The organism is Mesorhizobium sp. NZP2077 (genome assembly GCF_013170805.1).
Lineage (GTDB): Bacteria > Pseudomonadota > Alphaproteobacteria > Rhizobiales > Rhizobiaceae > Mesorhizobium.
This window is the reverse complement of sequence record NZ_CP051293.1, coordinates 2,092,012-2,106,028: the sequence shown is the minus strand read 5'-3', so window position 1 is coordinate 2,106,028 and position 14,017 is coordinate 2,092,012. Positions and strand designations below refer to the sequence as shown.

General features: G+C 63.3%; 10 protein-coding genes. All 10 read right to left on the bottom strand.

What is annotated here, in order from left to right; all coding sequences use genetic code 11:
• Positions 1 to 183: 183 nt before the first annotated feature.
• Complete coding sequence (locus tag HGP13_RS10335) at positions 184 to 1,458, bottom strand: RNA polymerase sigma factor (RefSeq protein ID WP_172224838.1); 1,275 nt, start codon at positions 1,456 to 1,458, stop codon at positions 184 to 186.
• Complete coding sequence (locus HGP13_RS10330; RefSeq protein ID WP_172224835.1) at positions 1,455 to 1,829, bottom strand: YciI family protein; 375 nt, start codon at positions 1,827 to 1,829, stop codon at positions 1,455 to 1,457. Before HGP13_RS10330 ends, HGP13_RS10335 begins: the two co-directional genes overlap by 4 nt.
• A 99-nt stretch (positions 1,830 to 1,928) precedes the next feature.
• Positions 1,929 to 3,020, bottom strand: coding sequence for a DNA topoisomerase IB (locus HGP13_RS10325; protein ID WP_172224832.1), 1,092 nt, complete (start codon positions 3,018 to 3,020; stop codon positions 1,929 to 1,931).
• A gap of 69 nt (positions 3,021 to 3,089) precedes the next feature.
• Entirely contained in the window at positions 3,090 to 3,833 is a 744-nt protein-coding gene (locus tag HGP13_RS10320; RefSeq protein WP_172224829.1) for a hypothetical protein, read from the bottom strand.
• Positions 3,830 to 4,708: a glycosyltransferase gene (locus HGP13_RS10315; protein ID WP_172224826.1), complete on the bottom strand. Its 879-nt coding sequence runs from the start codon at positions 4,706 to 4,708 to the stop codon at positions 3,830 to 3,832. Before HGP13_RS10315 ends, HGP13_RS10320 begins: the two co-directional genes overlap by 4 nt.
• Positions 4,705 to 5,643: a glycosyltransferase family A protein gene (locus HGP13_RS10310; RefSeq protein WP_172224823.1), complete on the bottom strand. Its 939-nt coding sequence runs from the start codon at positions 5,641 to 5,643 to the stop codon at positions 4,705 to 4,707. Before HGP13_RS10310 ends, HGP13_RS10315 begins: the two co-directional genes overlap by 4 nt.
• A gap of 150 nt (positions 5,644 to 5,793) precedes the next feature.
• On the bottom strand, positions 5,794 to 6,678 hold the full coding sequence (locus HGP13_RS10305; protein ID WP_172224820.1) for a transglutaminase family protein: 885 nt from the start codon (positions 6,676 to 6,678) through the stop codon (positions 5,794 to 5,796).
• Positions 6,679 to 6,806: 128 nt separating this feature from the next.
• Positions 6,807 to 9,212, bottom strand: coding sequence for a circularly permuted type 2 ATP-grasp protein (locus tag HGP13_RS10300; protein ID WP_172224817.1), 2,406 nt, complete (start codon positions 9,210 to 9,212; stop codon positions 6,807 to 6,809).
• Positions 9,213 to 9,218: 6 nt separating this feature from the next.
• The gene (locus tag HGP13_RS10295) at positions 9,219 to 12,578 is read right to left on the bottom strand and encodes a transglutaminase family protein (RefSeq protein WP_172224814.1); all 3,360 of its coding nucleotides are present in this window, start codon (positions 12,576 to 12,578) and stop codon (positions 9,219 to 9,221) included.
• 165 nt (positions 12,579 to 12,743) lie between these two features.
• Positions 12,744 to 13,940, bottom strand: a complete 1,197-nt coding sequence (locus tag HGP13_RS10290) for an acyl-CoA dehydrogenase (protein WP_172224811.1) — start codon at positions 13,938 to 13,940, stop codon at positions 12,744 to 12,746.
• Between the last annotated feature and the right edge of the window lie 77 nt (positions 13,941 to 14,017).

The window sequence follows — 14,017 nt, the reverse complement described above, 5'->3', positions numbered from 1 at the left end:
AGATCCCATCATATGGCGTCGGGTCAAAGCCTCGCGCCATGTCGCCCGTTTGCCGGAAGGCACTCCAGGTGCAGTCATGGCGTGGCCTTACTCGTTTCAGGGGAAAATCGCCACCCCGGCATGGTCCAAGCCCAGATTACACGATTGAGCCAGAGACGATCGAGCCGGACAGGCGGACGGCGCTCAGTTGGCCTTTTTCGCCGGCGTGCGCACGGCACCGTCTTTCATCAGGCGGTCGATATGCATGCGGATATGGGCCGCTTCCGCAGCCGTGTTGGCAAGCGCGATGGCGCGATCGAAGGCGACACGCGCTTCCTCACCCCGGTCAAGCTGCATCAGCAGCCCACCCTTGAGGCCGAAGAAGTGGAAATAGCCGGAAAGCCTTTCTTCCAGCGGTTCGATCATGGCTAGCGCCTCTGCCGGTCCGCGCACCTTGGAGACCGCAACCGCGCGGTTGAGCGTGATGACAGGCGACGGCTGCATCTGCTCGAGCAGGCGGTAGAGCAGGTCTATCTCCACCCAGTCGGTATCCTCGGCCTTGTCAGCCCGCGCATGCAGGGCGGCGATCGCCGCCTGCACCTGGTAGGGGCCGGGTTTGCGATGGCGCAATGCCTTGTCGACAAGGGCCAGCCCCTCGTCGATCATCTTGCGGCTCCACAGGCCGCGATCCTGGTCTTCGAGCAGCACGATCTCGCCGTCGTCGCCGAAACGGGCCGGCGCGCGGGCATGCTGCAGCAAAAGCAGCGCCGTCAGTCCCATGATTTCCGGTTCGGTCTGGAACAGCCGCAGCAGCAGCCGGGCAAGCCGGGTCGCCTCCTCGCACAGCGGCGCTCGCGCCGGCGCCTCGCCGCTGTTGGTCGAATAGCCCTCATTGAAGATCAGGTAGACCATGGCCGCGACGGCCGCGAGCCGTTCGGAGCGCTCGACCGCACCCGGCGTCTCGAATGGCACGCCGGCGTCGGCAATGCGCGCCTTGGCGCGGGTGATGCGCTGTTCCATGGCGCTCTCGCCGACCAGGAAGGCACGCGCGATCTGCTTGACGGTAAGGCCGGAGACGATGCGCAGCGCCACCGCGATCTGCTGCGTTGCCGGCAGATCGGGATGGCAGCAGATGAACAAGAGCCGCAAGATGTCGTCGCGGTAATGCGCGCCGTCCAGCCGCTCGGCAATATCGCTCTCGGCATCTTCCAGATCGGAGATCTGGTCCTCTTCCGGCATCGGCGCCTGCTTGGCGCGCTTGCGCACCGCATCGATGCCGCTGTTGCGACCGACAAAGATCAGCCAGGCCGCCGGATCACGCGGCGGCCCGTTCTGCGGCCAGTTCTTCAGTGCCCTGAGGCACGCATCCTGGAAAGCCTCCTCCGCCGTATCGAGATCGCGGAAGTAGCGCAGCAGCGCGCCCATCGCCTGCGGGCGGGCGACGCTGATCGCCGAGCTGATCCAGGCCAGTTCGGTCATACAGCTACCTTGGTGGGATTGAACACCGACACCGGCCGGATCTCATAGGATCCGCCGCTCGGGTTGACCTCGGAGAGCTCACGAGCGAATTCGACGGCCTCGTCGAGATCGGCGCATTCCAGCGTATAGAAACCGAGGAACTGCTCCTTGGTCTCGGCGAACGGCCCATCGATGACCACAGATTCGCCCTTTACCTTCCGCAGCGTCGTCGCCGCCGTCGTCGGCAAAAGCCGCGCTACCGGGCCAAGCCGGCCGGCCTTGGCGTATTTCTCCTGGACGTTGAGGAGATTGGTCATGACTTCGTCGTCCTGCGCCTTGCTCCACGAGCTGACGACGTCTTCGGAGGCATAGCAGAGGATGGCGTAGAGCATGGTTGGTCCTTTTCTGTATCAAAGGACGAAACAGTAAGACCGATGCCGACACGACGTCGATAAAAAAATCCGGATTGGGCGACTGCCAATTGCCGCCAGTCACCTTTCGTGCGTCTTCAACCATCTCAACACGAGAGCCTCCTCGTCATCGAGACCGTCTATCGACCGCTTGCGCTTGTTGGCTTGCGTCATTTCGTCAAGCAATCGCCCCTGCGACCAGACCTCGAAAACCTGCGGGTGGATATAGCATTTGCGGCAGACGGCGCGGGTGTTGCCCAGCCGCTCGGCCACTCTGTCGATGACGCTGTTCATCACCCGCTTTTGCTGCGCCTGGCTGTCGGGCAGTTCCGTCTGCGCAAACAGCGACGCGGCATGGATGGTGCCGCCCCAGGTGCGGAAATGCTTGGAACTGAACGCATCGCCGGCGGCGTCCCGGATGTAACGGTTGACGTCGTCGGAGCGGACAGGGCGCCTGTTGCCGTCCTCGTCGAGATACTGGAACAGTTTTTGACCCGGCAGGTCCTGCGCGCCCCGCACGATCCCGGCAATGCGGCGGTCGACCAGCTTCAATTTCCATTCCTTGCCGGATTTACCCTTGAAGGCAAAGCGCAGGCGCGATCCCTTGATGTCGACATGGCGGTCCCGCAACGTCGTCAGGCCGAAGCTCTTGTTGTCGCGCGCATAGGCGGCATTGCCGACGCGGATCATCGTGTTGTCGAGCAGCCAGACGACCGCGGCGACGACGCGCTCGAACGGAAGGCCATGACGGCGCAAATCGCTGTCGATCGTGCGTCGCAGCTTGGCCAGGCTTTCGGCGAAAGCAACGAGGCTCGAATATTTGGCGCCGTCGCGCTCTTCGGCCCATTGCGGATGATAGCGATACTGCTTGCGCCCCCGCTGATCCCTGCCGGTTGCCTGGATGTGGCCATCCGCGTCGGGCGAGATCCAGACATCCGTCCAGGCCGGTGGAATGACGATCGCCTCGATGCGCGCCCTGGCGGCATCCGAGACGGGCTTCCCGTTCGGTCCCTTGTAGGAAAATCCCTTGCCTGTCTTCAGCCTCCGGATGCCGGGCTCGGCATCGCTGACATAGGTCAGAGCGGCATTCTCGGCCGAGCATTGCGCCCATGGCCGTGGATGATCTTCCCCTGCAACCGCGCAACCAAAATGCACCTCTGATTTGTCCAGCATGTCCACTCCACCGGATTATCCGAAGATAATCGACGGACTGGCGGCTGGTTCCGAGCAGCGGATGAAATGCTATCTTTTGGCCTCGGGCGCGAGATCGGCCATCCACATCTGGCCATCATCGACATGCGGCGGATGGTATTCATGACCCGGTGAGAATCTCTCGAAGCGAGCATCAGTCTCGTCGGTAAGATAATCGTAGCCGATGTCCTGCATCTCATGTTTGGGGTCGAGATGCTTGTAGAGAGCTTGTCGGCCGTACCGGCGCCTGGGCTCTATCATCTTCAGATGGTATAGGTTGAGACCGGTGTCTTTCTCCCTGAAGCCAACGCCGGCAGGGTACCAAGGTCCATGCAGATCGCTGGACCGATAGTCCAAGGGATCGTAGGCTCGAAAAAGGCGATGCTGTACTTTCTCACCCCACCGGCCGTCTATCCTGTAATCCGTTGGCGAATACATTTCGCGGAGTCTGAACCCCCAGGCAATTCGTCGGCGGCGGCTTGTTAACTGGCCAATGCGATCGGCGGTCGCCCGTTCCAGCCGTTCATCGGGATCCATGGCCAGAATCCAGTCGGCCCCCGCGTCGCGAGCCGATTCGAGCAACAGTCGCCGCCGCTGCGTCTCGCTGCTGAAAATACCCTGCGCCTTGCGGTCGTCGAAGGCGATCCAGCCATCAACGATTGGGTCCAGATTGGCAAGGAGGTCAGACACCAGATGCGCATCATAACGATAGCTGAAAACCGCGATCGTTCTCTGACGCGTCCAGAACAATCTGCCGCGCCGCCAGCGCCTTTGCTTCATGTGGCTAGAGATCATCCCGGTGTTTTCCGGTCATTTTTCAAGCGATCGCGAGCGCCGAAATAGATGCCGAGAGATTTAGCAAACAAGGCCAGCGTCAAGATCGGCATCGAATGCATGGCGAAGGTCAACTCCGATCCGGACAGCCCGATCCTTGCCAGTTTTCGAATCTGCCTCCGATCCCTGAAATTATTTCGGGCAAGTTGAAAGGGCTTGGCGCTCGTCGTCCCGATGTAATAGGCGCCACTGCGATGACCGCGGCTGTACTGGTCACGGAGCAAACCACGCAATCGCGTGTCGTTCCGATGGATCGTTTTGACCTCCGGTTCCCAGACCGGCTCAAGCTCCGATGGCAGCCGTGCGAGAAATTCGGTGTCCTCGGCAACCCGCATCGATTCGTCGAAGAGGCCGTATTCCTCGAAAAGCCGGCGGTCGAAGGAAACGCCGTAGCGCAGCGCCAGTTCGGCGGGCAGGCCGGGAAGACGGCGGGCGAACAGGGCGAGATATGCGGCACAGGCAACCGGATTGCGGGGATGGCTGTTCGATATCGCGCTCGAAACCGTGGCAACTCCAGCGGAGTGGTGACGTATTCGTGCTTCGGCCCAACCCGGGCAAGCAAGGCAATCGTCTGCAAGGAATGCGACGAAGGGCGCGGTCGTGGCGGCGATCCCGACATTGCGCGCAGCCCCAACGAACACCCGATTGGCGATTTCAATCACCGGCACATCGATACCGGCATCATGCAGAAGTGGCTTCGCATCCCCTCCGCCAGAGTTGACCACCAAGATCTCGAGGGGAATGCCCTGGTCGAGAAGAGATTTGACTGAACCGACTATACTGGCCGGGGCTCGGCATCCGATTACGACAACCGCCAAGTCCGGCTTGGCTGTCATAGAGCGTCTTGCAGGTAGACTCCCTGCGCGGAAAACCTGCGCCGGGACCATATCTTCACCTTGTAGCGGACACAGCGCCAAGCATCCGACTTTCGCTTCGGCGCGGCCGCAGCTACCGCCAGGAAGCGCGCCGCCATCTCAAGGTTGCCTCGTGCATAGTGAACACGGGCAATCTTCAGGGCGACAAGCCCCTCCCTGGTCTTGAGGGCCGATATCGGGATTCCGCAATCGATGAGCGTGCGCAATTCGCGGCGCCACTCCAGAAAGCGCTTCACCGGCGTGATCGTAAAACGATCGTCGGAGCGCATCGGCGAGACCTCATAGACCATCACAGGCTGCTGAATCATGGCCAGTGATGCCTTGCTCATCAGCCGCGCCCAGAACAGCGTGTCCTCGTCATAGGCAAGGCCCACGGGAAACCGCGTCTCTCCGATCAATTGCCGGGATGCCAGCACGCTACCCACGGCGACGGAGCGTATATCGCCTTTCACATAGGCCGAAGCATTTGCCAGGCATTCAGCCTGATAGCCGTTCGGCACCTTGATCTGCCGATCCTGGCCGTTCACCCGTCGCCGGTACGCGCCCACGATCATGTCGACATTCGGCTGGGCTTCCGCCTGACGGAGCAGCGCGCGCAATCCGCCCTGGAGATGCAAATCATCGGCGTCTATCAGGTACACCCAGGGCTGGAGCGCCTGCGCCAGCGCTACGTTGCGAGCGCCACCAGCGTCGCGGCAACCGGCGGGCAGCACACGCAGCGGCAAGGTGAGTTGTGCCGCGGCCTGCCGTGCCACGTCAGCCGTGTTATCCGTCGATGCATCATCGACCAGCAGGACCTCGCCAATGACCTCGGCCTCACCGGCGAGCGACGCCAGCGTTGTGGCGATGGTTTTCGCCGCATTGTGGGCAGGAATGACGACGCTTGCCGCTTTCAATTACAAGACCCCGAGCCCACGCGCTTTAGCAAAACAATGGCTGTCCCCTCGAAACGAATAGAGATTAGCGGCGCCTTCGATGTTTGAGAAGTCGCTTAAGTCCGCCCAGAATTGCAGCGGCGGAATGCCTGGCGTGTGCTCAGCCCGTTTTCACGCCTTTTCGAGCGCGACCGGAATGACGTCGACAGCCTGCTCGCCCACCTGTCCGCCGGTGGTTTTCAAGACGCCGACGATCGGCGCGACGTCAGAATAATCGCGGCCATACCCGACAGTGATATGGTCGTTGCTGGCTCGCATGCCATTGGTCGGATCGAACTCCTGCCAGCCGGCGTCGCGGCCGCACCAGACCTTGACCCAGGCATGCATTGCATCGGCGCCTTCCAGCCGGGGCTTGCCCTTGGGCGGGATGGTGCGCAGGAAGCCGCTGACGTAGCCGGCCGGAATGCCCAGCCCCCGCAGCCCGGCGATCATGATGTGCGAAAAGTCCTGGCAGACACCGCGCTTCAGCTTGAACGCATCGCTGGCGCGGGTTCGCACCGTGGTTGCGTCACCATCATAGGTGAAATCGCGATGAATGCGGTTGCACAGGTTCATTGCCGTACCGGCGGCCGAGCCGGCGATGCTGTCGCGTGCGTAGGCTGTGATCGCTGCATCGATGCCGGAGTGAGCGCTTCCTGCCAGAAAATGGTGCGGTGACGCAGACGCCAGGGACCGCACCACGGCCAGCTCCTGCCTGAGCCGCCCTATATCTGGCGACACGTCGAGCCCAGGCTCGGGCCGCGACACAGACACGCGGGCGCTCATCCTTATGTCAAGTTCATCATGCGCGTCGCGAAAGGCGATCGAAGTGACGTTGTTGCCGAAGAAGTCCGAAAAATCCGACCGTTCATTGGGTGCCGGCGCGAAGGACAGGGATGCCGCGATGACGCGCTGCACGCCTGATATCGTCGACGGCAGCACGCGGATCTGGTGGCGGCCGCCGCCGGCCGCCGCTGCATAATCGTAATGGAGATGAAGCCTGATGTCGTAAAGCATGCCTACTTTTCTTGTTCTGCCGCAGGTTCTTGTCGCAAAACCGTGCGACACTTTTGCGGAACCTGGCCAACTCTTTGTTTCGACGCAATTCCGGACGGAAAACCGTTTCACACTTTTCCTGGATTGCTCTAGCCGAAATAGGCCTTGGCGAGGCTGTTGTAGAGACCACCGATTTCATAGGCGAGTTCGTCCAGCGCCTTTGCCGTCATGTCCGATGGCTCCTTGATGGCGATGGCCGTGTTGAGCTGCAGGATCTCCTTGGCCGCCGGCGACATGTGCCCCTCGCCGCCGACCGATGGCAACAGGCCGATCTCGGCCTTCAGCCTTTCCAACTGGAACAGGATGGAGCGCGGATTGAGTGGATCGAGCGCCAGAAGATCGATCACCGTGCGCCGGCCCGCCTGCACTGGATATTGCCGGCGGTGGGTCATCACGCTGTCGCCGATCTCCAGCATCATGTCGAGCGCGCCGTCCGGCGCCTTGGCGCGGGTCAGCCGGGACAGCGTACGGGCGATCTGGATGCCGCGTTCGAGCCGCCGGCCGATCTCGAGGAAGCGCCAGCCGGCGAAGCGGTACATGTTCTCATGCAGCAGGCCGGAAAAGCCGGCGAGCTTGCGCAGGATCACCGTCATCGCCCGCGTCGCGTCGTCGCCCGGCGCTACGGTCGTGGCAAACTGATGGATGGTCTTCGACAGGTCCTTGAGCGCCAGCCAGCCATCGGGCGAGAAGCGGTCACGGATCTGGCCGGCGCTGTAGACGGCGCTGTCCAGCGTACCTATCAGTCCAGACGGGATCGCCGTCTCGACGTCGATGCCGAACGGTTCGAGATAATCCCTGACGTCGACAAGCAACGGCATATCCGCATCGGAGGTCTCGGCCAGCCGCACATGGTAGGCGCGCAGGATGCGCACAGTGTCTTCCGAGCGCTCGATATAGCGGCCGAGCCACATCAGGTTTTCCGCCGCGCGGCTGGGCAGGCTGCCCGGCCTGGTGCGCGTGAAGCTGTCGCCCTCCTGCGGCAGCAACGTCTCGCGCTCTACCGGCTTGTCGCTGACCACCCACACGTCAGCCGCCTGGCCGCCGCGCTGCATGGCGATCGCCGTCGGGTCGAGCGACAGGCCGACGCGGGCAAACCCGCCCGGCATCACCGTCCAGCCCTCGGACGTGCGCGCCAGATAGACCCGCAGGCTCGCCGGCCGCGGCTCCAGCCAGCCGCCGACAAAGACCGGCGTTGTCGACAGCGTCACCGCTTCCTGGCCGACGAAGGCGCCGCCATCGCTTTCGATGCGTGCCACCAGCTCGGCCCGCTCCCCGGCCGACAGTGCCGAGCCGAGCGTGGTCTGGCCATCATCCTCGAAGGCAAGCCTTGTCGACAGCGCCGGGCCGACCACCATGCGGTCGATATTGGCCAGCACATGGGCACGTTCGGTCGCTTGCCCGCACCACCATGTCGCGACGCTCGGCAGCAACAACTCCTCACCCCGGAGGGCGCGTGAAATCTTGGGCAGGAAAGCGAGCAGCGCCCGCGTCTCCATCAGGCCGGAGCCCAACGCATTGACGGTGGAAACCGCCCCTTGCCGGATAGCCTCGACCAGCCCCGGCGTGCCGATCTGCGAATCCGACCGCAGTTCGAGCGGATCGGCGAAGGCGGCATCGAGGCGGCGCCACAGCACGCTGATCGGCATCAGGCCGGAAACGGTGCGCACCATCAGCCTGCCGCCGGAAACGGTCAAATCCTCGCCTTCGAGCAGCATGATGCCGAGATAGCGGGCGATATAGGCGTGTTCGTAGTAGGTTTCGTTGAGCGGCCCCGGCGTCAATATGGCGACGCGGCCATCGGTGGCCATGCCGATCAAAGCATCGCGGAAGCGGCGGAAGAAGCCGGCCAGGCGGTGCACATCCATCTCGCCATAGATGTCGGATAGCGCGCGCGTGGTGGCGACGCGGTTTTCCAGCGCGAAGCCGGCGCCGGACGGCGCCTGCGTGCGGTCGCCCAGCACCCACCACTGGCCGTCTGGTCCGCGGCCAAGCTCGAAGGCACAGAAATGCAGATAATGGCCGCCGGCCGGCGTGGTGCCCACGACCGGCCGCAAATATTCGGGGCTGGCGGCGATCAAACCCGCTGGCAGTATGCCTTTTTCGACGAGCCGGTTCGGCCCATAGATGTCGGCGATGGTTTCCTCGAACAGCTCGGCGCGCTGGACGAGCCCGGCGCTGATCGCGGCCCATTCGGCGTCTTCGATGAGCAGGGGCACATGCGCCAGCGGCCATTCGCGCTCATTGGCGCCGGCCTTGTCGTAGACGCGGTAGTAGACGCCGGCATCGCGCAGATACTGGTCGGCGCGGGCAAAGCGCTGGCCGAGCTTTTCGGCACCGAGTTCGTCGAGCGCCTCGATGAAATGCTTCCACACCGGACGGGGATTGCCAGCAGCGTCGACCATCTCGTCGACGACGCCGTCGATCGGCTGGTAGTGCTCCAGCAGGCTGTGGATCTGCGGCTTGCCGCGTAGCCTTTTGTGATTCCCCTTTGCCATCGCTGATCAGAGTCTTGCCGGCCGCCTGAGGTCAAGGGTCATCGGGAAATCTTCCGATGGTTGTTCCTCGCGCAGCACATAGCCAGATGGCGTGTGGCCGCGCGGTTCGAAGCGGGCGAGCCGCCGTGCTTCCGCCTCGTTGCCGTTGACCGGGAAAGTGTCGTAGTTGCGGCCGCCGGGATGCGCGACATGGTAGACGCAGCCGCCGACCGCTCGGCCCGACCAGCGGTCATAGATGTCGAAAACCAGCGGCGTGTTGACCGGCAGCGCCGGATGCAGGCCCGAAGCTGGCTGCCAGGCCTTGAAACGCACGCCGGCCACCGCGACCTCGCGATTGTCCGTCACCTTCATCGGCACGATGCGGCCGTTGCAGACGATGGCGTGGCGCTCCGGGTTCAGGCCCTCGGTCTTGACCTGCAGCCGTTCGACCGAGGAATCGACGAAGCGAACGGTGCCGCCGATCGCACCTTGCTCGCCCATGACATGCCATGGCTCCAGCGCCTGCCGCAGTTCCAGCTTGATGCCGGCATGCTGGACCTCGCCGCAGAACGGAAAGCGGAATTCGAGCTGGGCGTCGAACCATTCAGGCCGGAACTCGAAGCCGTTGAGCTTGAGGTCGTCGAGCACATCGAGGAAGTCAGCCCAGACATGATGTGGCAGCATGAAACGGTCGTGCAGCGACGTGCCCCAGCGCACGAAGCGGCCATCGAGCGGGTTCTTCCACGCGCGGGCAATGATGGCGCGGACGAGAAGCTGCTGCGCCAGCGACATGCGCGCATTGGGCGGCATCTCGAAGCCCCGGAACTCGACGAGACCTAGACGACCAGTCGGACCATCCGGCGAGAACAGCTTGTCGATGCAGATTTCCGAGCGGTGCGTATTGCCGGTGACGTCGGTCAGAAGATTGCGGAACAACCGGTCGACCAGCCACGGCAAAGGGGCCGCGCCAGTGTCGGGATGCGGTACCTGCGCCATGGCGATTTCGAGTTCGTAAAGCGAATCGTGACGCGCCTCGTCGAAGCGCGGCGCCTGGCTGGTCGGGCCGATGAATAGGCCGGAGAACAGATAGGATAGCGAGGGATGCCGCTGCCATTGCAACACCAGGCTCTTCAACAGATCGGGCCGGCGCAGGAACGGGCTGTCATTGGGCGTCGCGCCGCCGACCACGACATGGTTGCCGCCGCCGGTGCCGGTATGGCGGCCGTCGATCATGAACTTGTCGGCGCCAAGCCGGGTCAGCCGCGCTTCCTCGTAGATCGCCGTCGTCGTCGCCACGCAATCCTGCCAGTTGGAAGCCGGATGGATGTTGACCTCGATGACGCCCGGATCGGGCGCGACACGGATGACGTTGAGGCGCGAATCATGCGGCGGGCCGTAGCCCTCGATATGGACGGGCAGGCCGATCGCCTTTGCCGCGTTCTCGGCGGCGGCGACCAGTTCGAGATAGTCCTCCAGCGCCTCGACCGGCGGCATGAACACGCAGAGCCGCCCGTCGCGCGGCTCGACCGAGAGTGCCGTGCGCACCGCGCCGCCAATCTCGGTGATTTCCTGCTCGATCCGATCCTGCTGGCCGATCGCCGCCGTAAATGAGGCCGCCTGCTGGCGGCGCGCCATTTCATCGGCGCCTTCCAGTTCGGCTGGAGCCGCTGTGGGCAAGATCGCCTCGCGCGCCGGCAGCGGGCCGCGCGACAACGACGGATCGACCGGCACGATGTAGGGGAATTGCGCCGGCGGCACATAGGGCAGCGTGCCGAGCGGCAAGCGGTAGCCGACCGGTGAATCACCCGGCACCAGGAACAACCGGCCGCGCCGTGTCTTCCACTTTTCCGAGCGCCAGCGCGGTCCCGACGCCTGGCTGTTCCAGCGCTGCACCGGCAGCACGTAGCCCGACGGCTTGGTCAGCCCGCGCTCGAACACTTTCGCCATGCGGCTGCGTTCTTCCGGGTCCTCCAGCTTGGAATTGGACGGATCGACATTTTCGGGCAGCTTGCCTTCCTTGAGCAGCCACTCGGCCGGATCCTCATAGGCTTCGCTGACCATGGTCTTGTCGATGCCAAGCTCACCGGCGATCGCCGTCAGCAGGCTTTCGGCCTGTTTCGGCCCGATATCGGCCGAGCTTTTCTCCCGCGCGATCAGCGACGGATCGCTCCATACCGGCTGGCCATCGGCGCGCCAGTAGAGCGAGAAGGTCCAGCGCGGCAGGCTCTCGCCCGGATACCATTTGCCCTGGCCATAGTGGAGGAAGCCGCCCGGCGCGAAACGCTCGCGCAGTTTTCGGATCAGCGCGTCGGCCTTTTCGCGTTTGGTCGGGCCGACGGCGGCGGTGTTCCATTCGGCGGACTCGAAATCGTCGATCGACACGAAGGTCGGCTCGCCGCCCATCGTCAGCCGCACGTCCCCGGCCGCAAGTGCTGCATCGACCTTGTTGCCGAGCACATCGAGCGCCCGCCAGCTTTCATCCGAGAATGGTTTGGTGATGCGCGGATGCTCGGCGATGCGGTCGACCCGCATCTCGAAGCCGAATTCGACATTGGCAAAGCTCGCCATGCCGGAAATCGGCGCCGCATTGCGAAAATGCGGCGTTGCGGCGAGCGGCACATGGCTCTCGCCGGTGAGCAGGCCGGAGGTCGGATCGAAGCCGATCCAGCCGGCGCCAGGAAGATAGACCTCGCACCAGGCATGCAGATCGGTGAAATCGACTGATGTGCCGGCCGGGCCATCGAGCGCGATGAGGTCAGGCTTGAGCTGAATCAGATAGCCGGAGACGAAGCGCGCAGCGATGCCGAGATTGCGCAGGATCTGCACCAGCAGCCAGCTAGAATCCCGGCACGATCCCTTGCCGGCGGCCAGCGTTTCCTCCGGCGAGAACACGCCGGTCTCCATGCGCACGATATAGGCGATCTCGCGCTGCAGCCTTGCATTGAGGTCGACGAGGAAATTGACGGTGTTGGGAGCGCTGCGCTCGACAGTCCTGAGGAAGGCCGAGAGCAGCGGACCCGCCGGCTCAGGCGTGCGGTAGATGGCGAGATCGTCGCGGATTTCTTCCGGATATTCGAACGGAAACGTCTCGGCCGACGGCTCGACGAAGAAATCGAACGGATTGTAGACCGTCATGTCGGCGACGAGATCGACCTCGATCTTCAGCTCTCTCACCGGCTCCGGGAAGACGAAGCGGGCGAGGAAGTTGCCGTAGGGATCCTGCTGCAAATTGACGAAGTGGTTCGCCGGCTCGACCTTCAAAGAATGGCTTAGCACCTTGGTACGGGAATGCGGTGCCGGCTGCAGCCTGATGATCTGGGGCCCGAGCACTACCGGCCGGTCGTATTTGTAGTGGGTCAGGTGGTAGACGGCTGCCAAAATTGCCATGGGACCCCGGAGATCGGCGTTTCAGATAATTCGCCGAACCCTGACACATCTGCCGGCCATTCTCCAAGCACAGATGTTGCGGTGCACCTAATTTAAGCAGCCGAAGCCGGCTTAAGGTGTGCTGGGATTAAGGTCAGGCCGACCTCACCTGAATATCAGCGCAGCTCAAAAGAAGGCCTGAATACCCGTCTGCGCCCGTCCCAGGATCAGTGCATGCACGTCATGCGTGCCCTCATAGGTGTTGACGGTCTCCAGGTTCTGCGCGTGGCGCATGACGTGATAGCCGATCTGGATGCCGTTGCCGCCATGCATGTCACGCGCCTGGCGGGCGATATCGAGCGCCTTGCCGCAATTGTTGCGCTTGACGATCGAGATCATCTCCGGCGCCATCTTGCCTTCATCCAGCAGGCGCCCGACGCGCAACGATGCCTGCAGCCCCAGCGCGATCTCGGTCTGCATGTCGGCGAGCTTCTTCTGGTAAAGCTGCGTGCCGGCCAGCGGCTTGCCGAACTGCTTGCGGTCGAGGCCATACTGGCGGGCGCGGTGCCAGCAATCTTCCGCCGCTCCCATCGAACCCCAGGAAATGCCGTATCGAGCCCGGTTGAGGCAGCCGAACGGGCCGCCAAGACCTATGGCATTGGGCAGCAGCGCGTCCTCGCCGACCTCGACGCCTTCCATCACCACTTCGCCGGTGATCGACGCCCGCAGCGACAGCTTGCCGCCGATCTTCGGCGCCGAAAGCCCCTTCATGCCCTTTTCCAGCACGAAACCGCGGATCTCGTCCTTGCCGTTCTCGCCCTTCAGCTTCGCCCAGACGACGAAGACGTCGGCGACCGGCGCGTTGGAAATCCACATCTTGGAGCCGGAGAGCTTGTAGCCGTTGGCGGTCTTTTCCGCGCGCGTCTTCATGCCGCCCGGGTCGGAGCCGGCATCCGGCTCGGTCAGGCCGAAACAGCCGATCCACTCGCCGCTGGCGAGCTTGGGCAGGTATTTCTTGCGCTGCTCGTCTGAGCCATACGCATAGATCGGATACATCACCAGCGACGACTGCACGGACATCATCGAGCGATAGCCGGAATCGACCCGCTCGACTTCCCTCGCCACCAGCCCGTATGTCACATAGCTGGCGCCGAGCCCGCCAAACTCTTCCGGAATGTTGATGCCGAGCAGGCCGGCGTCGCCCATCTCGCGAAAAATCGCGGTGTCGAAGGTTTCGTTGAGATAGGCGTCCTCGATGCGCGGAGCCAGCTTGTCGGCGGCAAAAGCCGCCGCGCCGTCGCGCACCATGCGCTCGTCTTCCGAAAGCTGGTCCTCGATCAGGAACGGATCTTCCCAGACGAATGCATTCTTGTCGGCGGCCATGGCTTGTCGTTCCTCAAACGGGTGAAGACCGGCTTATCGACCCGCGGCCTTAAAAAATCAAACGAAATTGCTTCATG

What these genes read in the sequence shown, in the direction of transcription:
- HGP13_RS10335 (WP_172224838.1), bottom strand. Translation starts at nt 1,458, where the DNA reads ATGACCGAACTGGCCTGGATCAGCTCGGCGATCAGCGTCGCCCGCCCG.
- HGP13_RS10330 (WP_172224835.1), bottom strand. Translation starts at nt 1,829, where the DNA reads ATGCTCTACGCCATCCTCTGCTATGCCTCCGAAGACGTCGTCAGCTCG.
- HGP13_RS10325 (WP_172224832.1), bottom strand. Translation starts at nt 3,020, where the DNA reads ATGCTGGACAAATCAGAGGTGCATTTTGGTTGCGCGGTTGCAGGGGAA.
- HGP13_RS10320 (WP_172224829.1), bottom strand. Translation starts at nt 3,833, where the DNA reads ATGATCTCTAGCCACATGAAGCAAAGGCGCTGGCGGCGCGGCAGATTG.
- HGP13_RS10315 (WP_172224826.1), bottom strand. Translation starts at nt 4,708, where the DNA reads ATGACAGCCAAGCCGGACTTGGCGGTTGTCGTAATCGGATGCCGAGCC.
- HGP13_RS10305 (WP_172224820.1), bottom strand. Translation starts at nt 6,678, where the DNA reads ATGCTTTACGACATCAGGCTTCATCTCCATTACGATTATGCAGCGGCG.
- HGP13_RS10300 (WP_172224817.1), bottom strand. Translation starts at nt 9,212, where the DNA reads ATGGCAAAGGGGAATCACAAAAGGCTACGCGGCAAGCCGCAGATCCAC.
- HGP13_RS10295 (WP_172224814.1), bottom strand. Translation starts at nt 12,578, where the DNA reads ATGGCAATTTTGGCAGCCGTCTACCACCTGACCCACTACAAATACGAC.
- HGP13_RS10290 (WP_172224811.1), bottom strand. Translation starts at nt 13,940, where the DNA reads ATGGCCGCCGACAAGAATGCATTCGTCTGGGAAGATCCGTTCCTGATC.